This is a genomic window from Ruegeria intermedia, from assembly GCF_900129345.1.
Taxonomy (GTDB): Bacteria; Pseudomonadota; Alphaproteobacteria; order Rhodobacterales; family Rhodobacteraceae; genus Ruegeria; species Ruegeria intermedia.
Genome location: NZ_FQVK01000009.1, coordinates 65,293 through 91,910, shown reverse-complemented (window position 1 = coordinate 91,910; position 26,618 = coordinate 65,293). Strand labels below are relative to the sequence as shown.

24 protein-coding genes are annotated in these 26,618 nt (G+C 64.7%); 15 read left to right on the top strand and 9 right to left on the bottom strand.

Annotated elements, in window-relative coordinates:
- Nucleotides 1-90: 90 nt before the first annotated feature.
- Genes fabA through F3H26_RS08530 form a run of 4 tightly spaced genes read left to right on the top strand, consistent with a single transcriptional unit; the run spans nt 91 to nt 2,928 of the window.
- Complete coding sequence (gene fabA / locus F3H26_RS08545) at nt 91-600, top strand: bifunctional 3-hydroxydecanoyl-ACP dehydratase/trans-2-decenoyl-ACP isomerase (protein ID WP_149775635.1); 510 nt, start codon at nt 91-93, stop codon at nt 598-600.
- Between the two features lie 47 nt (nt 601-647).
- Nucleotides 648-1,877 (top strand): beta-ketoacyl-ACP synthase I, encoded by a 1,230-nt coding sequence (gene fabB / locus F3H26_RS08540; RefSeq protein ID WP_149775634.1) that lies wholly within the window; start codon nt 648-650, stop codon nt 1,875-1,877.
- Nucleotides 1,878-1,882: 5 nt separating this feature from the next.
- Entirely contained in the window at nt 1,883-2,674 is a 792-nt protein-coding gene (locus F3H26_RS08535; RefSeq protein ID WP_149775633.1) for an enoyl-ACP reductase FabI, read from the top strand.
- 59 nt (nt 2,675-2,733) lie between these two features.
- Nucleotides 2,734-2,928 carry a hypothetical protein gene (locus F3H26_RS08530; RefSeq protein ID WP_149775632.1) on the top strand — a complete coding sequence of 65 codons (195 nt, stop codon included), beginning with the start codon at nt 2,734-2,736 and terminating at the stop codon, nt 2,926-2,928.
- An 11-nt stretch (nt 2,929-2,939) separates the two neighbouring features.
- Here the strand turns inward: F3H26_RS08530 and F3H26_RS08525 are convergent, their stop codons facing one another.
- Nucleotides 2,940-3,368 (bottom strand): FKBP-type peptidyl-prolyl cis-trans isomerase, encoded by a 429-nt coding sequence (locus tag F3H26_RS08525; RefSeq protein ID WP_149775631.1) that lies wholly within the window; start codon nt 3,366-3,368, stop codon nt 2,940-2,942.
- Between the two features lie 128 nt (nt 3,369-3,496).
- Here F3H26_RS08525 and F3H26_RS08520 point away from each other — a divergent pair, with 128 nt between their 5' ends.
- The 9 genes from F3H26_RS08520 to F3H26_RS08480 all read left to right on the top strand — a co-directional run bounded on the left by F3H26_RS08520 (nt 3,497) and on the right by F3H26_RS08480 (nt 11,723).
- A complete protein-coding gene (locus tag F3H26_RS08520; protein WP_149775630.1) occupies nt 3,497-4,183 on the top strand; it encodes a haloacid dehalogenase type II in 687 nt (228 codons plus the stop codon).
- On the top strand, nt 4,183-5,010 hold the full coding sequence (locus F3H26_RS08515) for an alpha/beta fold hydrolase (RefSeq protein ID WP_149775629.1): 828 nt from the start codon (nt 4,183-4,185) through the stop codon (nt 5,008-5,010). Before F3H26_RS08520 ends, F3H26_RS08515 begins: the two co-directional genes overlap by 1 nt.
- Nucleotides 5,007-5,981, top strand: a complete 975-nt coding sequence (locus tag F3H26_RS08510) for a threonine ammonia-lyase (RefSeq protein ID WP_149775628.1) — start codon at nt 5,007-5,009, stop codon at nt 5,979-5,981. Before F3H26_RS08515 ends, F3H26_RS08510 begins: the two co-directional genes overlap by 4 nt.
- Nucleotides 5,982-6,048: 67 nt before the next feature.
- Nucleotides 6,049-6,837, top strand: coding sequence for a 3-oxoadipate enol-lactonase (gene pcaD, locus F3H26_RS08505; RefSeq protein ID WP_149775627.1), 789 nt, complete (start codon nt 6,049-6,051; stop codon nt 6,835-6,837).
- 13 nt (nt 6,838-6,850) lie between these two features.
- The gene (locus F3H26_RS08500; protein WP_149775626.1) at nt 6,851-7,573 is read left to right on the top strand and encodes an alpha/beta fold hydrolase; all 723 of its coding nucleotides are present in this window, start codon (nt 6,851-6,853) and stop codon (nt 7,571-7,573) included.
- A gap of 108 nt (nt 7,574-7,681) precedes the next feature.
- Nucleotides 7,682-8,881, top strand: a complete 1,200-nt coding sequence (locus tag F3H26_RS08495; protein WP_149775625.1) for a TCR/Tet family MFS transporter — start codon at nt 7,682-7,684, stop codon at nt 8,879-8,881.
- An 80-nt stretch (nt 8,882-8,961) separates the two neighbouring features.
- Nucleotides 8,962-10,056 carry a Zn-dependent alcohol dehydrogenase gene (locus F3H26_RS08490; RefSeq protein WP_149775624.1) on the top strand — a complete coding sequence of 365 codons (1,095 nt, stop codon included), beginning with the start codon at nt 8,962-8,964 and terminating at the stop codon, nt 10,054-10,056.
- Nucleotides 10,057-10,087: 31 nt separating this feature from the next.
- Nucleotides 10,088-11,320, top strand: a complete 1,233-nt coding sequence (locus tag F3H26_RS08485; protein WP_149775623.1) for a mandelate racemase/muconate lactonizing enzyme family protein — start codon at nt 10,088-10,090, stop codon at nt 11,318-11,320.
- A 115-nt stretch (nt 11,321-11,435) separates the two neighbouring features.
- Nucleotides 11,436-11,723, top strand: a complete 288-nt coding sequence (locus tag F3H26_RS08480; protein ID WP_149775673.1) for an ArsR/SmtB family transcription factor — start codon at nt 11,436-11,438, stop codon at nt 11,721-11,723.
- Between the two features lie 6 nt (nt 11,724-11,729).
- On the opposite strand, the gene F3H26_RS08475 is transcribed toward F3H26_RS08480, so the two are convergent.
- A complete protein-coding gene (locus F3H26_RS08475; protein WP_223162465.1) occupies nt 11,730-14,816 on the bottom strand; it encodes a cyclic nucleotide-binding domain-containing protein in 3,087 nt (1,028 codons plus the stop codon).
- A 125-nt stretch (nt 14,817-14,941) separates the two neighbouring features.
- On the opposite strand from F3H26_RS08475, the gene F3H26_RS08470 reads away from it, so the two are divergent.
- Nucleotides 14,942-15,334, top strand: a complete 393-nt coding sequence (locus tag F3H26_RS08470) for a DUF3307 domain-containing protein (RefSeq protein WP_149775622.1) — start codon at nt 14,942-14,944, stop codon at nt 15,332-15,334.
- Here F3H26_RS08470 and F3H26_RS08465 read toward each other — a convergent pair whose 3' ends face one another.
- The gene (locus tag F3H26_RS08465) at nt 15,335-15,796 is read right to left on the bottom strand and encodes an Lrp/AsnC family transcriptional regulator (RefSeq protein WP_149775621.1); all 462 of its coding nucleotides are present in this window, start codon (nt 15,794-15,796) and stop codon (nt 15,335-15,337) included.
- Nucleotides 15,797-15,935: 139 nt separating this feature from the next.
- On the opposite strand from F3H26_RS08465, the gene F3H26_RS08460 reads away from it, so the two are divergent.
- Complete coding sequence (locus tag F3H26_RS08460; RefSeq protein WP_149775620.1) at nt 15,936-19,343, top strand: indolepyruvate ferredoxin oxidoreductase family protein; 3,408 nt, start codon at nt 15,936-15,938, stop codon at nt 19,341-19,343.
- Here the strand turns inward: F3H26_RS08460 and F3H26_RS08455 are convergent.
- The 6 genes from F3H26_RS08455 to F3H26_RS08430 all read right to left on the bottom strand — a co-directional run bounded on the left by F3H26_RS08455 (nt 19,340) and on the right by F3H26_RS08430 (nt 26,566).
- Complete coding sequence (locus F3H26_RS08455; protein ID WP_149775619.1) at nt 19,340-20,644, bottom strand: NAD(P)/FAD-dependent oxidoreductase; 1,305 nt, start codon at nt 20,642-20,644, stop codon at nt 19,340-19,342. The two genes, F3H26_RS08460 and F3H26_RS08455, sit on opposite strands and share 4 nt — an antisense overlap.
- Nucleotides 20,631-21,317: a TetR/AcrR family transcriptional regulator gene (locus F3H26_RS08450; protein WP_149775618.1), complete on the bottom strand. Its 687-nt coding sequence runs from the start codon at nt 21,315-21,317 to the stop codon at nt 20,631-20,633. The genes F3H26_RS08455 and F3H26_RS08450 overlap by 14 nt, the downstream gene beginning before the upstream one ends.
- A gap of 1 nt (nt 21,318) precedes the next feature.
- Nucleotides 21,319-22,863 carry a trimethylamine methyltransferase family protein gene (locus tag F3H26_RS08445; RefSeq protein WP_149775617.1) on the bottom strand — a complete coding sequence of 515 codons (1,545 nt, stop codon included), beginning with the start codon at nt 22,861-22,863 and terminating at the stop codon, nt 21,319-21,321.
- A 2-nt stretch (nt 22,864-22,865) separates the two neighbouring features.
- On the bottom strand, nt 22,866-25,268 hold the full coding sequence (locus tag F3H26_RS08440; protein ID WP_149775616.1) for a GcvT family protein: 2,403 nt from the start codon (nt 25,266-25,268) through the stop codon (nt 22,866-22,868).
- A gap of 78 nt (nt 25,269-25,346) precedes the next feature.
- Entirely contained in the window at nt 25,347-25,976 is a 630-nt protein-coding gene (locus F3H26_RS08435; RefSeq protein WP_149775615.1) for a glutathione S-transferase family protein, read from the bottom strand.
- Between the two features lie 92 nt (nt 25,977-26,068).
- Complete coding sequence (locus F3H26_RS08430) at nt 26,069-26,566, bottom strand: class I SAM-dependent methyltransferase (RefSeq protein ID WP_149775614.1); 498 nt, start codon at nt 26,564-26,566, stop codon at nt 26,069-26,071.
- Between the last annotated feature and the right edge of the window lie 52 nt (nt 26,567-26,618).

Genomic DNA, 26,618 nt, shown 5'->3' with positions numbered 1-26,618 from the left:
ATGTGTTCGGGCGCTCTTGCAGGACCTTGCAAACGGGTGCTAGACGAGGCCAGATTGAACCAACTGACCCCAGGCAGGAGACGCGGCAGAATGGCCCAATTCCCTAGCAGCTTTGACAAGGACGATCTGCTGAAATGCGCCCGCGGCGAATTGTTCGGCCCCGGCAACGCCCAGCTGCCCGCTCCGCCGATGCTGATGATGGACCGGATCACCGAGATCTCGGCCGACGGGGGCGCGCACGGCAAGGGCCATGTGGTTGCCGAATTCGACATCACCCCCGACCTGTGGTTCTTTGAATGCCACTTCCCCGGCAACCCGATCATGCCCGGCTGTCTGGGCCTGGATGGCCTGTGGCAGCTGACCGGGTTCAACCTGGGCTGGCGGGGCTGGCAGGGTCGTGGCTATGCGCTGGGCGTGGGCGAGGTCAAGCTGACCGGCATGGTGCGCCCCGACCGCAAGATGCTGACCTACTACGTCGATTTCACCAAGGCCGTGCAGACCCGCCGCCTGACCATGGGAGTGGCCGATGGCCGGGTCGAGGCGGATGGCGAAGTCATCTATCAGGTCAAGGACATGAAGGTTGCATTGTCCGAAAGCTGACCCCAGCTGACGGCAATCGACAGGGAACGGAACACAGGAGTACGCTTATGCGTCGCGTCGTCGTCACCGGATTGGGGATCGTGTCCTCGATCGGGAACAATGCCGAGGAAGTTCTTGCCTCGCTCAAGGCTGGCAAGTCGGGCATCGAGGCCAACGCGCAGATGGCCGAACACGGCTTTCGCAGTCAGGTCGCCGGATCGCTCAAGATCGACGTGGCCGAACATGTCGACAAGCGGGCCCTGCGCTTCATGGGCCCCGGCGCCGCCTATGCGCATATCGCGATGAGCCAGGCGATCGCCGATGCCGGCCTGGCCGAAGACCAGGTCGTGAACCCGCGCACCGGCCTTGTCGCCGGGTCGGGCGGACCGTCGACCAGCGCCATGCTGACGGCGCATCAGACCGTTCTGAAGACCGGTGCGACCAAGCGGATCGGCCCGTTCGCCGTGCCGAAATGCATGTGCTCGACCATCTCGGCAAACCTGGCCACCGCCTTCAAGATCAAGGGCATCAACTATTCGATCACCTCGGCCTGCTCGACCTCGCTGCACTGCATCGGCAATGCAGCCGAGCAGATCATGATGGGCAAGCAGGACGTGATGTTCGCCGGCGGCGGCGAGGAGCTGGACTGGACCCTGTCCTGCCTGTTCGACGCGATGGGCGCGATGTCGTCCAAGTACAACGACACGCCCCAGAAAGCCTCGCGCGCGTTCGATCAGGACCGTGACGGCTTTGTCATTTCCGGCGGCGGAGGCATCGTCGTGCTGGAAGATCTGGACCACGCACTGGCGCGCGGCGCCAGGATCTATGCCGAGGTGACCGGCTTTGCCGCGACGTCCGACGGCCATGACATGGTCGCCCCGTCGGGCGAAGGCGGAGAGCGGGCCATGCGCCTGGCCCTGCAGACCCTGCCCGAAGGCCGGAAGGTTTCGTATATCAACGCGCACGGCACCTCGACCCCGGTCGGAGACGTGGGCGAAGTCGAGGCCGTGCGCCGCATTTTCGGCGAGGGCAGCGTGCCGCCGATTTCATCGACCAAGTCGATGACCGGCCATGCGCAGGGCGCGGCGGGCGCGCTCGAGGCGATCTTCAGCCTGCTGATGCTGGAACATGATTTCATTGCACCGTCGATCAACGTCGACACATTGGCCGAAGGCATTCAGCCCGGCGAAATTGCCACGCAAGTGGTTGAAAACGCAGGTTTGGACAGTGTCATGACCAACAGCTTCGGCTTTGGCGGCACGAATGGCTCCATGATTCTGTCCAAGTATAACGGGTGATCGACATGTCGAACTGTCTGAAGGGAAAACGCGGCCTGATCATGGGCGTGGCCAATGACCGCTCGATCGCCTGGGGCATCGCCAAGGCCATGCACGAGGCCGGGGCCGAACTGGCCTTCACCTATCAGGGCGAAGCCTTCGGCAAGCGGCTTGAACCGCTGGCGCAAAGCCTGGGCAGCGACTTCATGGTCGATGCCGACGTGACCGACGACGCCTCGCTGGACCGGGCCTTTGGCGAACTGTCCGCGCGCTGGCCGACGATCGACTTTCTGGTCCACGCCATCGCCTATTCGGACAAGACCGAACTGACCGGCCGGTTCCTGAACACGACGCGGGCCAATTTCAAGCACTCGCTGGATGTGTCGGCCTATTCCTTAATCGAAGTCGCGCGTCGCGCCTATCCGATGATGAAGGACAATGGCGGCACCCTGCTGACCCTGACCTATCAGGGGTCGAATCGGGTGGTTCCCAACTACAACGTGATGGGCGTGGCCAAGGCGGCGCTGGAATCGGCGACCCGCTATCTGGCCAACGACCTGGGCCCGGACGGCATTCGGGTCAACGCGATCTCGCCCGGCCCGATGAAGACGCTGGCCGGGGCGGCCATCGGTGGTGCGCGCAAGACCTACAAGTTCTGCGACCAGAACGCGCCGCTGCGCTCGAACGCCACGCTCGAAGCCGTGGGCGGCACCGCCGTCTACCTGGCGTCGGATGCCGGCGCCTGCACCAGCGGCGAGATCATCCGCGTCGATGGCGGGTTCCACGTTCTGGGCATGCCGCAGCCCGATTTCATGTGACTCGATCTTTCCCTGCCGCCGCCAAGTTTTGACCAATTTTCGGCGGCAGGTTTCGGCACATGAGCAAACTTGACCGGATAATCGCCAGCAGCCCACGCGCGCAACAGACCCGTCGAAAGGATGGGTTCCTCGGCGAGCGTGCGCGCAAACTGCTGCTGACCCTCACGACACTGTTGATCCTGTGGGTGTTCTATACCCAACCGCAGCTGCGGTCTGCGGTTGGGTCGCTGTTGGATCTGGTACCCGGGTTCTAAGCCCGGATCGATCAGTTGACCGAAACGACCTCGATGTCGAAGGTCAGGTCCTGCCCGGCCAGCGGATGGTTGGCATCCAGCGTGACGGTGGTGTCGGTGGCCTCGACCACGGTGACCGGCAAGGCTTGTCCGTCCGGGGTCTGCATCTGCAACTGGGTGCCCGGGTCCAGCGGAATGTCGGCCGGAATGCCTTCGCGCGGGATGTCCTGACGCATCGCCGGGTTCACCGGGCCATAGGCGTCTTCGCACGCCACTTCGACCCGCTTCTTGTCGCCGACTTCCATCCCCGGCAGGGCCGAATCCAGCCCCGGAATGATCTGGCCGGACCCGACCGCGAATTCCAGCGGCTCGCGCCCTTCCGAGCTGTCGAAGACTTTGCCGTCCTGCAAAGTGCCGGTGTAGTGAATGCGAACGGTGTCGCCTTGTTTGATTGCGGTCATGGTGGCCTCCGGCCTTGAAGTAGAAAGAGCCGCCCAACCTAGAGCCTGCCGCGCCGTTGTAAACCCTTTTGCGCTTTTCCCACTTGAGCGGTTGTGCAAACCTGCGCGCAACCACGGCGGAGGATCACATGGCAATCAAGACCTGCGTTTTCGACGCATACGGCACCCTGTTCGACGTGGCCGCCGCGGCGCGGCAGGCGGCGGCCGAGCCCGGCTTTGAAGCGTTGCAGGCCAAATGGCCCGCGCTTGCCAATCACTGGCGCCTGAAACAGTTGCAATACACATGGCTGCGCGCCGTCGCCGACGCCCATGCCGATTTCTGGGACGTCACGCAGGACGGGCTGGACTGGGCGCTCGAGGCGACCGGTCTGCAGGGCGACCCGAACCTGCGCCAGCGCCTGCTGGATCTGTATTGGGAGCTTCAGGCCTACCCCGAAGTGCCCGCGATGCTGAAGGCCCTGAAATCCGGCGGAATGCAGACCGCGATCCTGTCGAACGGCTCGCCACCGATGCTTGACGCCGCCGTCCGGTCGGCGGGCATCGGCGCGTTGCTGGACGATGTGCTGTCGGTCGAAAGCGTCGGCGTGTTCAAACCCCATGCCAGGGTCTATGATCTGGTCGCCGAGCGGTTCGGCTGCGACCGGTCCGAGGTGCTGTTCGTCAGCTCGAACGGCTGGGACGCCGCCGGCGCCAGCGGATACGGCTTCGTCACGGCCTGGGTGAACCGCGCCGGCGAACCGATGGACCGGCTGCCCTGGACACCGGCGCATGTGCTGTCCGATCTGACGCGCATCCCCGAACTGGCGGGCTTGTGATGCCGCGTTTCACGACTGCCGATGGCCTGAACCTTTACTACGCGGACACCGGCCAGGGGCAGCCGCTGCTGTGCCTGGCCGGGCTGACCCGCAACAGTCTCGATTTCTCGTTCCTGGCACCGCATGTCGCCGATCTGCGCATGATCGCGCTGGATTACCGCGGCCGGGGGCAATCGGACCACGACCCCGACTACCGCAACTATACCGTCGCGCAAGAGGCGCAGGACGTGGTCGCGTTGTTGGACCATCTGGGACTCGACCGGGTCAGCATCCTGGGCACCTCGCGCGGCGGGCTGATCGCCATGACGCTGGCCGCCACCCATCCCGACCGTCTGGCCGCCGTGATCCTGAACGATGTCGGCCCGGTGATCGAACCGCAGGGCATCGCCCGGATCATCGACTATGTGGGCCGCAAGCCGGTGTCGAAAACGCTCGATCAGGCGGCTGCGGTCCTGAAACAGATGATGGAGCCGCAATTCCCCGGCGTTCCGCTTGCGGTCTGGCGCAAACAGGCCGCGTTCCAGTACGAGGAAACGGCCGATGGTTTGGCCCTGCGCTATGACCCGGCCCTGCGCACCGCCCTGCTGGAACAGATCGAAACCGGCGAAACCCCGGACCTGTGGCCCCTGTTCGACGCCTTGCACGACACCCCCACCGGCGTGATCCGCGGCGCCAACTCGGACCTTCTGAGCCGCGAAACGGTCGATGCCATGCGCGCGCGCCATCCCGGCCTGATCACGGGCGACGTGCCCGATCGCGGCCATGTCCCGTTTCTGGACGAGCCGCAATCCCTCGACATCATCCGCAAGACATTGGAACTGGCATGAGCACCATTGACCTGATCGAAGCCGCCGCCGACCATCTGTCCGGCCATGTGCGCAGGACGCCTCTGCTGACTTCGCCCTTTCTGGACCAGATCGCGGGGCGCCGGGTGCTGGTGAAACCGGAATGCCTGCAGCACACCGGCAGCTTCAAGTTTCGCGGGGCCTGGTCGGCCATTTCCGCGCTGGACGACGCGGCCCGCAAACGCGGCGTGATCGCCTATTCCTCGGGCAATCACGCGCAGGGGGTGGCACACGCGGCAACGCTGCATGGCACCCGGTCGGTCATCGTGATGCCCTCGGACGCGCCCCGGCTGAAGATCGAGAACACCCGTGCGCTGGGGGCCGAGGTGGTGCTGTATGACCGTGCCTCCGAAAGCCGCGAGGACATCGGCGAGGCACTGGCCGCCGAGCGCGGCCTGACCCTGATCCGCCCCTATGACGAACCGCAGGTGATCGCCGGGCAAGGCACCGTCGGCCTGGAACTGGCGCAGCAGGCCCGCGATCTGGGGGTCGAGACCGCCGATGTTCTGGTGTGCTGCGGCGGCGGGGGGCTGACCGCAGGCGTGGCCCTGGCGCTGGACCGGCACGCGTCCGGCCTGCGCGCCCGCCCTTGCGAGCCCGAGGGGTTCGACGATGTGAAACGCTCGCTGGCCGCAGGCTGCATTCAGGCGAATGCGGCCACCGCCGGCAATATCTGCGACGCGATCCTGACGCCGCAACCCGGCGAGATCACCTTTCCCATCCTCAACCGCCTGTGCGGGCCCGGTCTGGCGGTGTCCGAGGCCGAAGCGCTGCAGGCGATGGCCCAGGCCTTTCTGCGCCTGAAGATCGTGCTGGAACCCGGCGGCGCAGTGTCTCTGGCGGCGGCGCTGTTCCGAAAGGACGAGATCGCGGGCGATGCGGTGATCGTCGTGGCCTCGGGCGGGAATGTCGATCCGCAGGTCTTTGCCAAGGCGTTGGAATTCCTGACCTGACAGGCGGTCAGGCCAAATGCCATAAGGTGCGGCAAACGCTGCAGAAACCCAATAAAAGGTCGCCCAGATGCACATCGCGGATTTCGGAGAGGTCAAGCTGCACTATCACGAGGACGGAGACCCCAAAGGGGCGCCCGTCGTCTTTGCAAACTCGCTGGGGACCGACATGCGCCTGTGGGACCCGATCCTGCCGCTGCTGCCCGATGGTCTGCGCATCATCCGCTATGACAAGCGCGGGCATGGATTGTCTTCGCAGCCGCCCGGCCCCTATTCGATGGGCGCATTGGTGCGCGATGCCGAGCGGTTGCTGGATCACCTTCAGGTCCGCGACTGCGTCTTCGTCGGGCTGTCCATCGGTGGCATGATCGCTCAGGGACTGGCCGTGAAACGGATGGACCAGATCCGGGCGATGGTGCTGTCGAACACGGCAGCCAAGATCGGCACGCCGGCAATCTGGGCCGACCGGATCGCGGCCGCGCGCAAAGGCGGGATCGAAGCCCTGGCCGACGCGACGATGGAGCGGTGGTTCTCCAAGGCGTTCCGGTCCTCGCCGGACGTCCACCTGTGGCGCAACATGATGGTTCGGCAGCCACTCGACGGATATCTGGGCTGTTGCGCCGCGATATCGGGAACCGATTTCTACACGCCCACCAGCGGGCTGCGCCTGCCGACCCTGGGCATCGCCGGGTCCGAGGACGGATCGACACCCCCGGACCTTGTGCGAGAAACGGTCGATCTGATCCCCGGCTCGCGGTTCGAGTTGATCCGCAAGGCCGGGCACCTGCCCTGCGTCGAACGGCCCGGCGACTACGCGGCGCTGCTGTCGAATTTTCTGGCCGAAACCGGGCACGTCTGAGAAGGAGGCTCCGGTGGCGAAGTTTCTGTTGATCCACGGGTCATGCCACGGCGCTTGGTGCTGGCGCGACCTGATCCCCGAACTCAGGGCGCTGGGACACGGCGCGCGCGCCATCGACCTGCCCAGCCACGGCGCGGACCCGACGCCGGTATCGGCCGTCACCCTTGAGGGTTGCCGCGACGCGGTGCTTGCGGCGTCCACGCCCGACACCATCCTGGTCGGGCATTCCTGGGGTGGTTATCCGATCAGCGCGGCAGCCGACCATGCGCCCGACCGGATGCGGGCGTTGATATATCTGTGTGCCTACGTGCCCCGGCCCGGCTTTTCGATGATCGACATGCGCCGGCAGTCTCCGCGGCAACTCATTGCGGATGCCGTTGAAAAATCGGCCGATGGCCTGTCCTACACCGTCCTGCCGGAACGGGTGCAGGGCATCTTCTATCATGACTGCGCGCCCGAAACGGTGCGCTATGCCCTTGCGCGGTTGTGCCCTCAGGCCATCCGCCCCCAGGACACGCCATTGGACCTGAACGGCGGGTTTGCCCGCGTTCCCAAGGCCTATATCCGCGCCACCGACGATCGGACCATTCCACCGGAATACCAAGAGGACATGAGCCGGATCGCACCACCGGATCTGCGCCTTTCCATCGACAGTTCACACTCGCCCTTCTTTTCGCGACCCGGACATCTTGCACAGCAACTGAGCGAATTGGCCGCCCGGCTCCAGCGCCCGTGAAATGACCGTACGTCACACGCCGTTTGCCGCCGGAAACCCGCCCGAGCGGGTTTCCAGACCGGCATGGCCTCACTAGGCTCGGCCCGAAAAACAACGATTGGCACAGGCATGCGGCTTCCATTTCTTTTTGCGTTCGGAACCGTGATGATCGATGCAATGGGCATCGGTCTGATCATGCCGATCATGCCGCAGCTGATCGTCGAGGTGCAGGGCGGGTCTCTGGCCTCGGCCGCCATCTGGGGCGGCATCCTCAGCACCGCCTTCGCGGCCATGCAATTCCTGTTCGGTCCGGTTCTGGGAAATCTGTCCGATGCCTATGGGCGCCGGGTCGTTCTGCTGGTGTCGCTGCTGATGATGGCACTGGACTATGTGGTGATGGCGATTGCGGGCAGCATCTGGCTGCTGCTGGCCGGGCGCATTCTGGGCGGCATCACGGCGGCCACGCATTCCACTGCCGCGGCTTTCATTGCGGACGTGTCGAAACCCCAGGAAAAGGCGGCCAATTTCGGGCTGTTGGGCGCGGCGTTCGGGGTCGGCTTCGTGCTGGGGCCGCTGATGGGCGGGCTGCTGGGCGAATATGGCACACGCGCGCCATTCTGGGCCGCCGCGGGGCTGTCGGTGCTGAATTTCTGCCTTGGGTTGCTGGTCATGCCGGAAACGGTGACCGACAGAAACCGCCGCCCGTTTCAGTGGCGTCGCGCCCGCCCCGACAGCGCCCTGCGCGCGATCGCCGGCCTGCCCGGTATCCGGCCGCTGCTGTGGGTCTATTTCCTGTATTCGGTGTCGATCTATGTCTATCCGGCCATCTGGTCTTATTTCACGGTCGAACGGTTCGGCTGGTCGACCCAGATGATCGGGCTGTCTCTGGCCGTCTACGGGCTGGGCATGGCTGCCGTTCAGGGCGGGCTGATCCGCCCGGCCACCCGGTATCTGGGCGAGCGCAGGACGATCCTGCTGGGCATGGTGTTCGAGATCGTCAGCTTTCTGCTGCTGGGTTTTCTGACCAATGGCATCATCGCCCTGATACTGATCCCGATCACGGCCTTGGGCGCAATGGTCACCCCGGCGCTGCAGGCGCAGATGTCGCGCGCCACGCCGGATTCGCAACAAGGCGAGTTGCAAGGCGTGCTGGCCGCCCTGCACGCGCTGTCGATGATCCTTTCTCCACTGGTCATGACGGCGGTGTTCGCGCAATTCGCCCGGTCCGATGCCGCGCTCTATCTGCCGGGGGCGCCGTTCCTGCTGGCGATGGGCCTGATGCTGGCCGGGTTCGCGTTGTTTTTGCGCGCAAGGGCTTCCGATACGTAACAACGACATGGGAATGACGTTTTCCGTCTTGCAGCCCACGGCTTCAAACGCCACCGTGGCCCAAACCAAACGAGGGATCCATGCAGACCATCAAAGCCGCCGTATGCCGCGCCTTCAACGAACCGCTTGTCATCGAAGACATCCAGATCGCACCGCCCGGCATGAGCGAGGTCGAGGTCACGCTGGATGCGGTGGCGATCTGCCACTCCGACATCACCTATGCCAGCGGTGCCTGGGGCGGCTTTCTGCCCGCCGTCTACGGGCACGAGGCCGCCGGTGTGGTCTCGGCCGTCGGAGAAGCGAGTGGAGGGTTCAAGGTGGGCGATGCGGTCGTGGTGACCCTGATCCGCGCCTGCGGGTCCTGCCCTTCCTGCGCCAGCGGCAAGCCGGTGATCTGCGAAACGCCCTATGACACGGTCAAGGGCCCGCTGCGCACGGCGGATGGCGGGCCGCTGGAACAGGCGATGGCCTGTGGTGCCTTTGCCGAAAAGGTGGTGGTCAGCCACCGCCAGATCGTCAAGCTTCCCGACACGATGCCCAAGGACGTGGCCAGCCTGCTGTCCTGCGGGGTGATCACCGGCGTGGGCGCAGCGGTCAACGCCGCGCAGTTGCGCCCGGGTCAGGATGTTGTGGTCATCGGCGCCGGCGGGGTGGGCCTGAACGCCATCCAGGGCGCGCGGCTGGCCGGGGCCCGGCGGATCGTGGCCGTGGACATGACCGAGGAAAAGCTGGAAATCGCCAAGGAATTCGGTGCCACGCATGGGGTTCTGGCCACGCTGAAAGAACCGTGGAAGGCGGCCTACAAGGCGCTGGGCGGTCGCGGGGCCGATGCGGCTCTGATCACCGTCGGTGCGATCCCCGCCTATGATCAGGCGCCCCGCTATCTGGGTCGCGGTGGCAAGGCGGTGATGATCGGCATGCCGCATTCCGGCGCGCAATCCAGCTATGAGCCGGTCATTCTGGCGGCTTTGGGTCAGGGCATGGTCGGGTCAAAGATGGGCGACGTGGTGATCCAGCGCGACATTCCATGGATGATCGACCTGTACGAACAGGGGCGACTGAAGCTGGACGAGCTGATCTCGGGGCGCTGGACGCTGGAACAGATCAACGAGGCCATCGAGGACACCAAGACCGGGTCGGCCAAGCGCAACGTCATCGTTTTCGACCGGGGCTGACGGCTCCGGACCACCGGCGGGAGGAGACCGGATGAAACTGCAGGATCTCGACATAATCGTGACCGCCCCGCCCGCGCCGGGCTGGGGCGGGCGCTATTGGATTCTGGTGAAACTCACCACCGATACCGGCATCACGGGCTGGGGCGAATGTTATGCCTCTTCGGTCGGTCCCGAGGCGATGAAACACGTCATCCGTGACGTGTTCGACCGCCACATGGCCGGCGAAAACCCCGAGAATATCGAGCTGATGTTCCGTCGCGCCTATTCCAGCGGCTTCACCCAGCGCCCCGACCTGACCGTGATGGGCGCATTCTCGGGGCTGGAAATCGCGTGTTGGGACATTCTGGGCAAGGACCGGGACCGCCCGGTATACGCTCTGATCGGCGGCCGGATGAACGACCGCATCCGCGCCTACACCTATCTGTACCCGCTGCCCCAGCACAATCTGACCGATTTCTGGACCTCGCCCGAACAGGCCGGGGAAAGCGCCGCCGAAATGGTCCGGCGCGGCTTTACCGCGGTCAAGTTCGACCCGGCCGGCCCCTACACGATGCGCGGCGGGCATATGCCCGCCATGTCCGACATCTCGATGTCGGTGGCCTTCTGCAAGGCGATCCGTGACGCCGTGGGCGACAAGGCCGACCTGCTGTTCGGCACCCATGGCCAGTTCAACACCGCGGGCGCCATCCGCCTTGGGCAGGCAATCGAGCCTTTCTCGCCGCTGTGGTTCGAAGAGCCTACCCCCCCGGACATGATCGAGGACATGGCCCGCGTCGCCCGCAATGTCCGCATCCCCGTGGCCACGGGCGAGCGGATGACCACCAAGGCCGAATTCGGCGCGGTTCTGCGCGCCGGTGCGGCCGAGATCCTGCAGCCCGCCTTGGGTCGGGCCGGTGGGATCTGGGAGATGAAGAAGGTCGCCGCCATGGCCGAGGTCTTCAACGCGCAGATGGCGCCGCATCTCTATGCCGGGCCGGTGGAATGGGCCGCCAACGTCCATCTCGCGACTTCGATCCCCAACCTGCTGCTGCTCGAGACCATCGAAACGCCGTTTCATGACCGGCTGATCAAGGGCTCGATCCGGGTCGAGAACGGCTTTGTCGAGCCGCCTTACGCCCCCGGCCTGGGCATCGAGGTCGACGAGGAACTGGCCCGTGCACACCCCTATTCCGGCGACGGCCTGCACCTGCAGATGCAGGAAGACCCCTGCGATTATGTCAACGGCAATGCTTTCCAGGGCGGCGCCCCGGCAACCGAGGGGTGACAAGGCCGGGCGGCTTGGTGCATACAGGCCCGGCCCGATCTTCAGCGCTGCAAGGTGTATCGTGACCCGTCCAGAAACAGACCGAACATTTCAGCCCGCCGAACCGGCCTCGGACATGGCCGCAAGCGCGACTCAGGCCGCCGCGTTCCTCAAGACCCTGGCCCATGAAGGGCGGCTTATGATCCTGTGCCACCTGAGCGCCGGCGAAAAATCGGTGGGAGAGCTGGAAAAACTGCTGAATCTGCGGCAGGCCGCGGTCAGCCAGATGTTGGCGCGGCTGCGGGCCGAAGGGCTGGTATCGACACGACGTCAGGGCAAGACGGTCTTTTATTCACTTGCAGACGGAAACACTTCGCAGGTCATCGATCTGCTGTATTCGCTGTACTGCAAGCCGCAAAGCTGACCGGGATCAGCGCGAGACATACCCCGCGATCACCTGCATCAACTTGAACGCCGTCGCAGCGTCGTTTTCGACCACGGCCAGGAACTCTTCTTCGCCGATGCGCAGACAGGTCAGATCGGTTTCGGCCACCATGCTCAGCGCGCGGGGTTCCTTGCGGATCAACCCCAGTTCGCCGACCAGAGTGCCCGGCCCGACGCGGGTCACCAATTGGCCGGGGCCGCCCTCTTGCGGCAGGTACAAGCCCGCCTCGCCCTCGATGATCATATAGGCCCCGTCGGTAGGCTGATCGTCCTTCAGAAACACGACCTCTCCGGCGCTGGCGCGATACCATTGCGCCCCGAAGGCCAGCAGGCGCAGCTGCCGCCGATCCAACCCGGAAAACAACGGCGTCTGTTCCAGCGCGCGCAGCTTGCGGACCAGATCCGCCGAGGCCGCGCCTTCGCCTTCGGATTCGGATGCACCTTGATCTGACACGACCCGACCTTGCCGGATTTCGACATACATGTCGAACACGTCGGGGTTCTGGAACTGATCGTTCAGGTAGATGATCGTGGTGTCGGGCAGAAGCGCCCGCAGGTTCCGGAACACCGCGATCTGGGTTTCCATGCCATAGCTGGCCAGCGCGTTTTCCAGGATCAGAATGTCGGGCTTCTTGATCGTGGCGCGGGTGAAGGCCAGCGGCTCGGACAAGGCCGCCGGCAGGTTCTGCCCACCCAGCGCGACCGGGATGTCATAGATCAGTTCGATTACCATCGGGCGCGCGCCGTTTTCGGCCAGCACATCGGCGACCAGTTTGCGCACCTCGTCCGAGCGGGCGCCGCCGATCTGGCTGACCTTGCCGAACAGCGCGTTCTCCAACACCGTCAGGCCCGGGGCGAATTGGCCGGGATCCAGCGGCGCAAACACGTCGTTCAACCGCTCCATCAGCTTGTGCGAATGGCTGTGGCGCAATTCCAGAATGCGGTTCTTCAATTCGTCAGAAAAGGCCGGCCCGATCTGCTCGGCCGAGATCACGAACGGCACCGCCAGCAAGCTGGCCAGTTGTTCGTCATCCAGCCCGGCAGCCCCGCTCTCGCGCGTGCGTTCGACCAGTTCGACCGCCGCCTCATAGGTCGCGGCCTCGAGCCCCAGTTTCCGGAACAGCGGGTGGTCGGTTCCATCCAACCCGAAGATCTGCCGCAGCATTTCGATCACGTCGCGCGTCAGCGCCACCAGCGTCTCGTCCAGCCCCAGGTCGCGCAACTGACCCAGAAAGACGGTCTGCCGCGCCAGCAACTGCTGGGTCACCGGAACGCGCGGAACCGCAAACAGCAGGTTTTCGGCCACGGGCAGCGCCGAATTGTAGGACGCACGGTCAAACAGCAGCGCCTGCTGTTCAAGACCGGCCTTCCGAATGGCATCCTGCACCACCGGCCGCAGTTCGATCAATCGGGCGGCCAGTTCGGGGTGCAGGTCCTGATCGAACACCTGCTCGGCCCCGCGTTGGAACAGGGTCGGCCCCGAACCCATCCCCTCGATCAGCTTCAGCCACCACTCGCGCAGGTCCTGGGTGGTTTCAAACCCGGCCAGCGACGGATCCAGCCATTCGGCGTCGAGCGAATCGGGGCTGTTGCCGGCGCGCAGCGTTTCCTGAAAGTCGGGATCGTCGGGCGGAGGAGTCAACGGTCGCTGCCGCAACGGCATCATCACGTTGTCGCCGAGGGTCCCCTGAAACATCACCGGGCGCGAGGTCGCATGTCCGATCCGAGCGGCGATCACCGCCTGATGCAGGCCCGACAAGTCCCGCCCCGCGACCGTGACCTTGCCCGATCCGGGCAGGATCTCGCGCGTCAGCAGATCGGCCAGCGCGCGGCGGTCCTCCTCGCTGGGGGCGGCGATGCCAATGGTCCGGCCGGCACCGAAGGTCAGGTTCAGATCGTCCAGAATCTGGTTCCCGTCCAGATCGCGCACCGTCACCTGATCCAGCACGATGTCGCCCTTCAGGCGCGGAACGTCCTCGGGCGTGCCCTCGAACAGCCTTTCATCCAGCATCCCCTGGGGGGCGAAGCGTTCGATCACCACCTCCCACCGCAGCGACATGTCCTGGGTCTGGTTGTAGTAGGTCAGCAGTTCCTTCCAGGGCGAACTCAGGTCCTTGTACGCGGCCAGGGCGGCCACCAGCGCGCCCAACGATACCGCCCCCTGCAGCACCAGCAGACCGCCCACCAGGTAAAACATGAACGGCGTCAGTTGGGTGATGAAGTTGTTGATGAACTTCATGAAGAATTTTTTCTGGTAGATCTCGAACCGGATGCCGAACAACCGGCCCAGCTGCGCCGAGATCAACGCCAGGCGATAGCGCCACCCGCCGTTCTGGCGCAGGGTGGCCGCGCCGGCCGCGTTTTCGCCGATCTGGGCGGCCAGAACGCGGACTTGTTGAATGCGGCGCTTGTTGAGCAGGTTGATCTGCCGTTGCAGCCGCGGGATCAGCCAGGCCTGCACCGGGATCAGCGCCACCGCGGCCAGACCGAACCAGACGCTTTGCAGAAACAGGAAGGACAGGATGGTCAGCATCTGCCCGGCCTGCAGCACCGGCTGGCTGATCGCGTCTCCCATCAGGCCGCCCATGGGCTCGCTTTCGGCGGTGATCATCGACACCAGCTCGCCCTGGCTGACCCGTTCGAAATAGGGCTGCGGGAATCGCAGCGCCCGCCGGATCAGCCGATAGCGGAGCCGGCGCAGCATACGCTCGCTCAGGACGCCCTTCATGGTGTTGATGCGCATTTTCATCAGGCCATGCGCCAGAACGGCGGCCAGAAAGGCAAAACACAGGATGACCAGGAATGTCGTCTGTTCCAGGGCAAAGCCCCAGACCTCGACCACCTCGCTCGAGGCGCCGATCGCATCGTTGATGATGCGTTTGGGCAGTTCCAGCGTCAGATACAGCAGCGGGAAAAGGGTCGCCGTCACGGCCAACAGGATCAGCTGATCGCGTTTGGAGTACTTCCAGATAAACCCGAAAATCGAACGTTCTATGGCGCCTGCCCCTGCTGATGAACCAAAACTCGAAACTGGCAACGTTCGTTTGAACAAAGCAGGCCGAAGATACAGCATACGCAATCGGCGACGCAAACGGTTTCAGGTGCCGGGCATCGAATTCGGCTTGTGTGAACTAGTTCATTTGCGAACGCGGGAATTTGCACCTAATCTGCGGTGGGGATGATATCGGGAGGGTTCATTTGCCTGCCACATTGGGCACAGTGCTGCTTTTGGTTGCGTTGCTTCAAGTCAAGCACATGTTTGCCGACTTCTACCTCCAGACCCCCAAGATGTTGTCGGGGCGCGGGGTTTATTTCCATGCCGGGCGCGCCCAGCATGCGCTGGTGCATGTCATCGGCTCGGTCATCGTGTTCGTGATCTTCGGCGCCCCGTGGTCCTTCATTCTGGTGATCGTGGCGCTGGAATGGATCATCCACTTCAACATCGACTTCGCCAAGGCCAGTTATTCCGACAAGAAACAGTTGCAACCCAACCAGGCGGCCTATTGGCGCGCGGCGGGGCTGGATCAGTTTCTGCACAACCTGACCTATGTCGGCATGGCCTGGGCATGGGTCGAGTTCGTGCCCGGATGATCACAGTTCGACAGGCCGGTTGCGCTTGACCGGACGCAGCACGACATTCGTCTGCGCACTGGCAACCGCCGGCAACCGAAACAGGAAATTCTCGAGAAACCCATTGTAGGCCGCCAGGTCGCGGCACAGGACCCGCAGGTGGTAATCGGCCTGGCCGGTGGTGGAATAGCACTCCTGCACTTCTTTGCACATCTCGATCGCGCGGATGAATTCCACGATCCTGTCCGGGTCGTGACGGGTCAGATGCACATGCACGATCGCCTCGAATCCCAACCCCATCGCGGCCGGGTTCACGACCGCGCCATAGCGTTCGATGACACCCGCCTCTTCCAGCGCGCGCACCCGCCGCCACAGGGCCGAGGCCGACATGCCGACGGCATCCGCCAGATCGGCATTCGACATACGACTGTTCTTCTGCAAAAGCGCCAGAATGCGGCGATCTCTGTCGTCCAGTTCCAACATGCGACCAGTTTATTTCCAAATTTCCTGATTTGTGAACAAATTCTTCAGATAACGCCCCTCACGCCGGACAAAATGAAACGATTTTTCGCGCAGATCGGTCCAGTATTCTCGGGTTCAACCCAACGCGCGGACCCCAGCCATGAGCCACCACGACAGCGCCCTTCGGACCTATCAACTTGCAGACCGCTATGACCAGACCACCGGCCGGGTATTCCTGACGGGCACGCAGGCGCTGGCGCGCATCCTGATGGATCAGGCGCGGCGCGACCGCGATGCCGGGCTGAACACGGGCGGGTTCGTCTCGGGCTATCGCGGTTCGCCGCTGGGCGGGCTGGACCTGGAGCTGTGGCGCGCGCGCGAACGGCTGAAATCCGACCGCATTACGTTCATGCCCGCCGTGAACGAAGACCTGGGCGCAACCGCCGTTCTGGGCGCGCAGCAGGCGACGCTGGACCCGCAGTGCGAATTCGAAGGCATCTTCTCGATGTGGTACGGCAAGGGGCCGGGAGTCGACCGCTCGGGCGATGCGCTGAAGCACGGCAACGCCTATGGCTCGGCGCCCAAGGGCGGCGTGCTGGTCGTGGCCGGCGACGACCATGGCTGCGTCAGCTCCTCGATGCCGCACCAGTCCGACGTGGCCTTCATGGCATGGTTCATGCCCACGCTGAACCCCGCCTCGGTCGAGGAGTATCTAGAATTCGGCGAATACGGCTTTGCGCTGTCGCGGTTCTCCGGCACCTGGGTCGGGTTCAAGGCGATCTCGGAGACCGTCGAAAGCGCCCGCTCGGTCGAGCTGCGCCCCGACCGTCAGTTCATCCTGCCCGAGATCGACCTGCCCCCCGGCGGGTTGCACGTGCGCGCCGCCGACCTGCCCTCGCCCGAGATCGAGACCCGCATCCAGCACAAGCTGCGCGCCGTACGCGCCTTTGCCGAGGCCAACCCGATCGACCAGCGCATCTATGACATCGACCACGCCAAGTTCGGCTTCGTCACCACCGGCAAGGCGCATCTGGACCTGATGGAGGCGCTGCGCCTGCTGGGGCTGGACGAGGCCGCCTGCCGCCGTCTGGGCATCGACATCTACAAGGTCGGCATGGTCTGGCCGCTGGCCCGGCGCAACGCGCTGCGCTTCGTGAAGGGCAAGGCCGAGGTTCTGGTGGTCGAGGAAAAGCGCGGCATCATCGAAAGCCAGTTCAAGGAGTATTTCTATGACTGGCCCGGCGACAAGCCGCACAGGATGGTGGGCAAATACGACAGCCACGGTGAGCCACTGATCCCCTGGACGGGTGAACTCAGCCCGCTGATGCTGGTGCCCATCGTGGCCGACCGTCTGCACCGGTTTTTCCCCGAGGAAGGCCTGCCCGCCAAGGCCAAGGCGCTGACGGACCAGCCGCCGCAACTGATCAACGTTCCCGGCGCGACCCGCACGCCCTATTTCTGCTCGGGCTGTCCGCACAACACCTCGACCAAAGTGCCCGACGGCTCGATCGCGGGCAGCGGCATCGGCTGTCACGTCATGGCTTCGTGGATGGACCGCCACACCGTCGGCTATGCCCAGATGGGCGGCGAAGGCGTGCCGCATGTGGTGGCGTCCAAGTTCAACGGCGGCAAGCACATCTTCCAGAACCTCGGCGAGGGCACCTGGTATCACTCGGGCTCGCTGGCGATCCGGCAGGCGGTCGCGGCCGGGACCAACATCACCTACAAGATCCTCTACAACGACGCCGTGGCCATGACCGGTGGCCAGCCGGTGGACGGCCCGGTCAGCGTGGCCGGCATCGCCCAGACCTGCCGCGCCGAGGGAGTGGAACGGATCGCCATCGTGTCTGACGACATCTCGAAATTCCACCACGCGGATTTCCCGTCGGAAACCACGTTCCACGACCGGGCGGAACTGGACAGCCTGCAACGCGAACTGCGCGAGACGCCGGGCGTCACCGTCCTGATCTACGAACAGACCTGCGCCACCGAAAAACGCCGCCGCCGCAAGCGCGGCACGATGGAGGACCCCAAGCGGTTCGTCTGGATCAACGATCTGGTCTGCGAAGGCTGCGGGGACTGCTCGGTCGAATCCAACTGCCTGAGCGTCGAGCCGCGCGAAACCCCGTTCGGGCGCAAGCGCAAGATCAACCTGTCCACCTGCAACAAGGACTATTCCTGCCTGGGCGGCTTCTGCCCCAGTTTCGTCACCGTCGAGGGCGCCACGCGGCGCAAGCGCGCGGTCAAGCTCGAGCTGAGCGCGCTCGAGGCCGACCTGCCCACCCCGCAACTGCCACCACTTACCGAGCCGTTCGACCTGCTCGTCACCGGGGTGGGCGGCACCGGCGTCGTCACCGTCGGTGCGCTGATCACCATGGCCGCGCATCTGGAGGGCAAGGGCGCGTCGGTGCTGGATTTCACCGGGTTTGCGCAGAAATTCGGAACCGTTCTCAGCTATATCCGTCTTGGCACCGCGCCCGAGGCGCTGAACCAGGTGCGGATCGACCAGGGCAGCGCGGATGCGGTGATCGGCTGTGATATCGTCGTCAGTTCGGCCCCAAAGGCCTCGGCCCACTATCGCAAGGGCACTCAGGTCGTGCTGAACCGGGCCGAGATGCCCACGGGCGACCTGGTTCTGCGCCGCGACGCGCAGCTGAAAGTGGACGCGCGCGAGACCGCCATCGCGAATGTCGTGGGCCCCGATCATGTCAGCGGCTTTGACGCCAACGCCGCCGCCGAGGCGTTGCTGGGCGACGCGGTGTTCGCCAACGTCATGATGCTGGGCTATGCGTGGCAGAAGGGGCTGGTTCCCGTCTCCGAGTCTGCCCTTGGGCAGGCGATCCTGCTCAACGGCGTGGCGGTCGAGAAGAACCGGCTGGCCTTTGCCATCGGCCGCTGCATCGCGGCCGACCCCGCACGGCTGGACGGCTACACGGACCCGCGGCCCGAGGTCGAAACGCTGGACCAGATGATCGACCGGCGCGCGGCCTTCCTGACCGAGTATCAGAACGCGGCCTATTCCAAGCAATACACCGACCGTATCGCCAGGTTCCGCGCGGCCCAGCCCGAGGCACCCGAGGATCTGATCCGCGCCGTCGCGCGCAACCTGTTCAAGCTGATGGCCTACAAAGACGAGTTCGAAGTGGCGCGGCTGATGACCGGGGCGGCCTTCGCCAAGGAACTGTCGGAACAGTTCGAGGGCGATTTCAAGGTCAAGTATCACATGGCGCCGCCGCTGCTGGTCGGACCCAAGGATGCGCGGGGACGGCCCCAAAAGCGGGTTTTCGGTCCGTGGCTACGCTCCGCGATGGGGCATCTGGCCCGGTTCAAGTCGCTGCGCGGAACGGCCTTGAACCCCTTCGGCTACCATGGCGAGGCACGTATGCACCGGGAAACGCTGGCCTGGTACCAAGCGCTGCTGGACCGCGCCGAGCGCGAGTTCACGCCTGACCGACAGGCGGCCTGGACCGACGCTCTGGCTGCCGCGGACGAAATCCGCGGCTATGGCCCGGTTCGGGAAGAGGCCGTGCGCAAGGCCCGCGCCGTCGTGGAACAGGCCCTGTCCTAACCCAGAACCGAAAAGCTGCTTTCGGTGTTGATGGGCCTCTTTCGGGAATAGAAGCCTACGTCGATGGTGCGTTTGATATAGGGCAGTTCGAATTGCAGGGGCCGGGCGTCATGATCCGCCCCGCCCTCGCAATACTCGACCAGCGCCGCCATCATCTTGCCCGCGATCGGTGCGTTCTTGTACTGGTTCCCGCTGGTCCCGCAGGCCATGTAGAAGCCCGGCAGGCTGGATGTGTCATAAATCGGGATCCAGTCGGTCGAGGCGTCATACAGATCCACCACCCCGCGCATCCGCGAGGGGATGCCCAGGCTTGGCACCCGCTGCGCATAGCGCATGGCCTGCGTCGTCCACTGGTCGGTGAAGTCGTGGTTGTAGTGCACATCGTCCTCGCACCACTGATGCGGGTCGCATTCCGGGTCTTCCGAGCCGATCAGGATGTGGTTACCGTGTTCCGGCCGGCAGTAGCAGGCGATGTCGCTGTCCGACACGATGGTGCCCTGACGCTCGAAATCGAACCCTTCGGGCGCGGGAACGTGGACCACCTCCTGCCGCAACGGGCGGGTTTCGATGGTCATGTCATCCAGCACCCCGGCCATGCGGTTGATGATCGACGATCCCGGCCCGGCCACGTTGATCACCACCGGCGCGTGAATCTCTTCGCCCGAGGCCAGCCGGACGCCTTTGACCTTGCCACCTTCCTGCAAGATTTCGACGACCTCGGCCCCGGTCAACACCTGCGCACCGCGCTGCATCGCCGCCTGCATCAGGTTCTGCGCTGACAGGGCCGGATCGGTGACATAGCCAGCCTTGGGCCAGAACACCGCCCCCTGCATCTTGCTGCCATTGGGCTGACCAAAGGCTGGGTCGTCCATCCGTTTGGCCGGGGCGAAACTGTCCAGAGAATAGATCGGCAGGCGGTCGAGTATCCTTTCGGCGGACCATTCCTCAAACGGGCAATCCAACTCGGCGCTGTATTTCATGTGCTTTGACAGGTGGCCGTTGGCCTCAGTCTTCATGACAAGGCACCCGGTCTCGCGGAACTGCGCCAAATCGGCCCCGTCGGGCAGGCCCAGATACTCGGCCCAGTCGCGCCAGTAGTGATAGCCCTCCCATGCAAAGGCGGTGCCGTCGAAGGTGGAATAATGCATCCGGATGATCGCGCAGGACCCGGCGGTCGAGCCATGCCCCACCTGCGCGTTGCGGTCCAGCGACAGGGTCTTCCAGCCGCCCTTGGCCATCTCGAACGCGATGGCCGCCCCGATCACGCCGGTTCCGATGATGATTGCATCAGGCTGGCTCATGGCTTGATCCTCCCTCCCAGCAGCGCTTGGCATAGGCGCTGAATTCCTCGATTTCCTCGGGCCGCGGCTCGACCCCGGTAAAGACGTACAGGTAGTGCGGCACCAGAGACAGGCGCGTCGCCAATGGCTCGTTCAACTGCGCCAGATCATAGCCGATCTGCATGTAGTACAGCACGCGCGCGCGGGTCTCGGCCTCGACCGCCTCGTAGCCATGGCGGGCGAACATGGCGCGCAGCGCGGCCAGGCGTCGCGCATCGGACTGGTCCAGCATGCGCCGCACCTTGCCCGACCGCCGCGCCCAGTCGCGCACGGCAAAGTCCAGCGCCGTGTCGAACAGGGCGGTGTTGACCACGCAGCGATGCACGTTGCAGACGGCGGCGGTGATGGTCTCGGCCGGGGCCTCGGCCTGCGCGATCAGGGCGGCGGTGTTGGTGGCCTGCCAGCGATCCAACAGCGCATCCAGCAGCTGCTGCCGGGATTTGAAGTACCAGTAGAACGAGGACCGCGACACCGCCATGCGGTCGGCCAGGTTCAGAACCTTGACCTGCTCGACCCCGTCCGAGATCAGCACGTCCATCGCCACGTTCAACCAATCGTCGCGCGTGACCTTGACGTTGCCGACCAGAGGCTCGGCCTTGGGGTCGTCACGATGCAGGATGGGTTTGCTGCTCATCTCAACTCTCCGGCGGCGCGCCGCCTTCGGCGGTTCGGCGGGCGATGAAGTCGCGCATGGCGTCCAGACCCGGCTGGACGTGTTCGGGCGGTTCGAAATTGTTCAGAATGTCGCGCCAGACCCCGGTTGCCCGGTGGTTCGCATCGACCGATCCGCGTTCGGTCCAGGTGCCGAAATTCGCATAGTCATGCAGGAGCGGTTCGTAGAACGCGGTGGTGTAGCGTTCCATCGTCTGGCTGGCGGCAAAGAAATGGCCGCCGGGCTCGACCTCGCGCAAGGCAGTGTCGAACCCGATCTCTGCCGAACCCGCCTGAGCCCCGGCGCACAGCTCGGCCACCATGTTCAGCACCTCGGCATCGCAGACCAGCTTTTCGAATGACACGGTCAGCCCCCCTTCCAGCCACCCGGCCGAATGGATGATCACCGTGGCCCCTGCCATCAGGCAACCCCACAGCCCGAACTGGTTTTCATTCGCGGCCTGCACGTCATTGACGTTCGAGGCCGACCCGGCCGCCGACCGCCACGGCAGCCCCAGATGCCGCGCCAGTTGCCCCGCCGCCAGAGAGGCCTGGAAATGCGAGGGCGTGCCAAAGGCCGGGGCGCCGGATTTCATGTCCACATTGCTGGTGAAGGTGCCATAGCAGACCGGCGCGCCGGGTTTTGCCAGTTGGGTCAGCGTCAGGGCCGCCAGCGCCTCGGCATGGGACAGGGTGATCGCGCCCGCGACCGTGATCGGCGCCATCGCTCCCATCAAAGTGAACGGCGTGATGATTGACATCTGCCCGTGGCGCGCAAAATCGATCAGCCCTTGCGCCATCGGAATGTCCAGCGTGCGCGGGCTGTTGGTGTTGATGATCGTGTAGCAATGCGGGTGGGCGTGGAACTCGTCGTCCGACAGGCCCCGCGCGACTGCCAGCATCTGGAAACAATCCATCACCTGCGGCGTCCCGCGCGAGAAGAAGAACGGGAACTTGTCGGTCAACTCCACCTGCGCCTGCGTGGTGAAATAGTGGCGCAGGTGGGTCGGCACATCCTGCGGCTCGACCTGTGGCGAGATCATCTGGAACACGTCGAAATGATGCGTGAGCTTCAGAAACTCCAGGTAATCCTGCCCGCTGGCCGGGCGGCGGCCGCGTTCCAGATCGGTGGCATTGGGCGCCCCTGCGCCGGGCTGGAAGACAAGGCTGCCCAGTTCCAGCGTAAAGTCGCGATGCCGCGCCCCTGCCCGGCAGGCGATGGATTTCGGGGCCGAGGCCACCGCAGCCTCGACCAGATCGCGGCCGATGAACACCATTTCGCTGTCTTCATCCACCCGCGCGCCTGCAGCGGCAAAGAGGCGCCGCGCCTCGGGCAGCAGGACCTTGACGCCCAGTTCCTCGAGCGTGCGCAGAGCGGTTTCGTGCATGTCGGCGATCTGGTCGGCGGGAAAGACCTCCATCACCGGAAACGGGTTGCGCAACTGGCGATAATTCACGTCCCGCTGTGTCGCGGGTGCGTCCTCCGCACCCCGGCCGCGCCGCCGGCGATCCCTGCCCCGCGCCGCCACGATCAGCCCCGCATCGCCTTGCCTTCGGGGTCATAGGGCGACGGCGCGATCACCCGCGCAGACCGCTCGACCCCGACCACATGCACCGACAGTTCGGTGCCCGGCTGCGCCTTGTCGCGGTCCACCAGCGCCATGGCCAGCGACTTGCCGATATAGTGGCCATACCCGCCGGAGGTCACGAAACCCACGCGCTGGTCGCCGGCCCAGACAGGTTCGTACCCGCTGGCGTCGGCATCCAGCGCGTCCACCTCGAGCGTGACCTGAACCTGCGCCGGGCCGTTGCCCTCACGCTCGGCCAGAGCCGCGTCCTTGCCTACGAAATCCTTGTTCCAGTCGATCCAGCGGTCCATGCCAGTCATGCCGGGGGTGTAGGCCTGAGTGAATTCGGCCGACCAGATGCCAAAGCTTTTCTCCAACCGGGTCGAGAGCATCGCGTTGAAGCCGCATTCGCGGATGCCTTCGCTGGCCCCGGCCTCGAGCAGCGCGCGGCGCAGGGCGATATGGTCGCCATAGCGGCAGTTGATCTCGTAGCCCTTTTCTCCGGTCACCGACATGCGGGCGACGCGGGCGCGCACGAGGCCGAGATCGAAATCGCCGCACCCCATGAACTTCAAGCCCGAGATATCCTGTTCCGCCAGTTTTTCCACAACCGCCTGTGACTTCGGCCCGACCACGGCAAAGCCGCAATATTCTTCGCCCAAATCACGGATATTGACGCCATCCATCATGTGATCGTCGAACCACCGCATATGCCAGGCCCGCAGGTAATAGCTGCCCATGATCCACCAGGTCCCGTCGCCCCAGTTCAGCACCGTCAGATCGCCCTTCAGCCGCCCATCCTCACCCAACATCGGGGCCAGTTTCGCACGACCCGCGCCGGGGAGCTTGGAGGCCATTACCATATCCAGCCAGGCTTCTGCGTTCGGACCGGAAACCTCGAACCGCGAAAAGCCCGAAATATCCAGCAAGCCCGCACCTTCGCGGATCACTTTGCATTCCTCGGCCACGATGTCATGCGCGTTCGAACGCTTGAGCGTCGGGGTTTCCTCGAACCCTTTCGGCGCGAAATAAAGCGGTACTTCAAGATCCCAGCTGACGCCCCATTTGCACCCTGCCTCGGTCATCGCATCATGCGCCGGTGCCATTTTCAGCGGCCGTCCGGCGGGCAGTTGCTCGTTCGGATAGGTCATCACGAAACGGCGGGAATAGAACTGGCCCGTCGTCTCGCGGATGTAGCGCTTGTTCTGGGCATAGTCGCCATAGCGCGCCACGTCCATCGGCCAGGCGTCGGCCTCGGGCTCGCCATGGATCATCCATTCGGCCAGTGTCTTGCCGACGCCGCCGCCCTGCAGGAATCCGGCCATCACCGCGCAGGCGCTCCAATAGCCGCGCTTGCCCGGCACCGGACCGACCAGAGGGTTGCCGTCGGGCGAGAAGGTGAACGCACCGTTCACCCAGGTCTTGATGCCCACGTTCTGGATCGCCGGATAGCGCTGGAAGCCCAGCATCAGCTCGTTCTCGATGCGGTCCAGCTGTTCCTGGAACAGCTCCTCGCCATAGTTCCACGGCGCGCCGTCCATGGCCCAGTGCTCGTGATCGACCTCGTAGATGCCGACCAGAACACCCTTCTGGTCCTGCCGCATGTAGGTGAAGCCCTCGAGATCCACGGTCATCGGCATCTCGAAATCGGCCGCCGCGACCTCGGGCACCGTGTCGGTGATCAGATAGTGGTGTTTCAGCGGCGAGACCGGCAGTTCGACCCCTGCCATGCGCCCCACCTGCTTGGCCCACAGGCCAGCGGCGTTGACCACATGTTCGCAGGTGATCGTGCCCCGGTCGGTCACCACCTGCCAGCCATCGGCGGTCTGGATCAGTTCCTCGACCTTGGTTTCCTCGTAGTATTCCGCCCCGCGCTTTTTCGCGGCACTGGCATAGGCCTGCACGGTGCCGGTGGTGTCGATATACCCCTCGCGGTCGGCCCACATCGCGCCCAGAATGCCGTCGGTGGACATGATCGGGCAGCGTTTCTGCGCCTCTTTCGGGCTCAGCAATTCGCAATCGTCGATGCCGATGGACTGGAAGATGCGGTAGTTCGCCTGCAACCACTCCCACCGTTCGGGGGTTCCCGCCAGCGTCAGGCCACCGGTCATGTGCAGACCGATATTCTGGCCCGATTCCTTCTCGATCTCGCTCAGCAGGTCGATCGTGTAGGCCTGCAGCGCCGCCATGTTCGGATCGGCGTTCAGCGCGTGGATGCCTCCCGCCGCGTGCCACGACGACCCCGAGGCCAGCCGCCGGCGTTCCATCATGACCACATCCGACCAGCCGAACTTGGCCAGATGATACAGAACCGAGGCGCCGACAACGCCGCCCCCGATGACAACAACGCGATACTGCGATTTCATCCCGACCTCCCCTGGACGATTCCCAAAGGACGCTAGGGGCACTGTTCACTTCTGTCTAGACATTTCTGTACAGTGCTGTCAGGCGCTGGCGCTGGGCCGCGCCTGCACGCTGTCGAACCAGGCTCGGGTTGCCGTGTTGCCCTCGGGGACGCGCATTTTGATGACGCGGGCGAAATCCACGAACACGAAGGTCGAGATATCGGCCAGCGAAAACGCCTCGCCCGCGATGAAGGGGCTGTCTTGCAGGCGCTCTTCGAGCAGGTCGAAGAACGCCCCGACGCGCGCGAGGCCGCGTTCGGCCAGCTCCGGGATCTGCGCGTGGTTCTGCGGGCCGGGAATGGCGCGGTCCTTGAAGGCCGGATGCGTGTTGCGCAGCGCGTCGGCGATGGGCGCCCCGCCCTGTTGTTCGACGATCGCGTTCCACATCAGCACCAGACCTTTTTCGTCCGGTGTCCGCCCCATCAACGGAGGCTCGGGGAAGCGCGCCTCGAGATAGGCGGCGATGCCGAGGTTCTCGGTCAGAACGGTCCCCTCGTCGGTGACCAGAACCGGAATGGTGGCGCGGGGGTTCACCTTTCGGAACGCCTCGCTCAACTGCTCGCCCTTGGCGATCGAGATGTCGCGGGTTTCGATCTGCAGCCCTTTTTCGGCGATGAACATGCGGGCGCGGCGCGGGTTCGGGGCGGTCGAGCAATCGTAAAACAGCATGGGCGATCCTTTGCGTGAACGTCACGCGAAGGTTAGACCGCTCACCATGCCGGGATCGAGTCCCCGCGCAATGTGACCCTGCGGAACGCCGCTCAGCGCCGGTAGATGAAGCAGCGCCCTGGCACCGCGCCTTCGGGAAGGGGCTGTTCCGTCAGCGTCTCGAAATACATCCGGTCGCTCGAGACCATCAGCCCGCCCTCGGCCAGCAGCGGTTCGATCAGGGGCGACACAAAGCGGGCGAAGGCATCGTTCTTTTCGCGGTTGTGGCCGCCCAGATCGGCGTGGATCAGGCTGGCGGTCGCGCCGAACCGATCCAGCGCGGCGGGCAGAGTCTCGCGCACATCGCCCAGGATCAGACGGTCTTCGGGCGGGGTGGAATCGGGGTGCGAGGCCACGGCGCGCTCGAACACATAGACCGGGCGATCCTGGATGCGCTGGATCATGTGGTGATAGGTCCGCCCGTTGCCCAGCCCCAGCTCGAACACCGGACCCGCCATGCCCGACGTCTGGGCAATGGCCGCATCCAGGCAGGCCCGTTGCGAAACCATGCGGTCGATGAACAGGTCCAGGCGGCTTTGCTGATGTGGCACGATCTGATCTCTCCGTGATACCTTGCGGGCCCGCTGGCGCAGACCGGTCGGG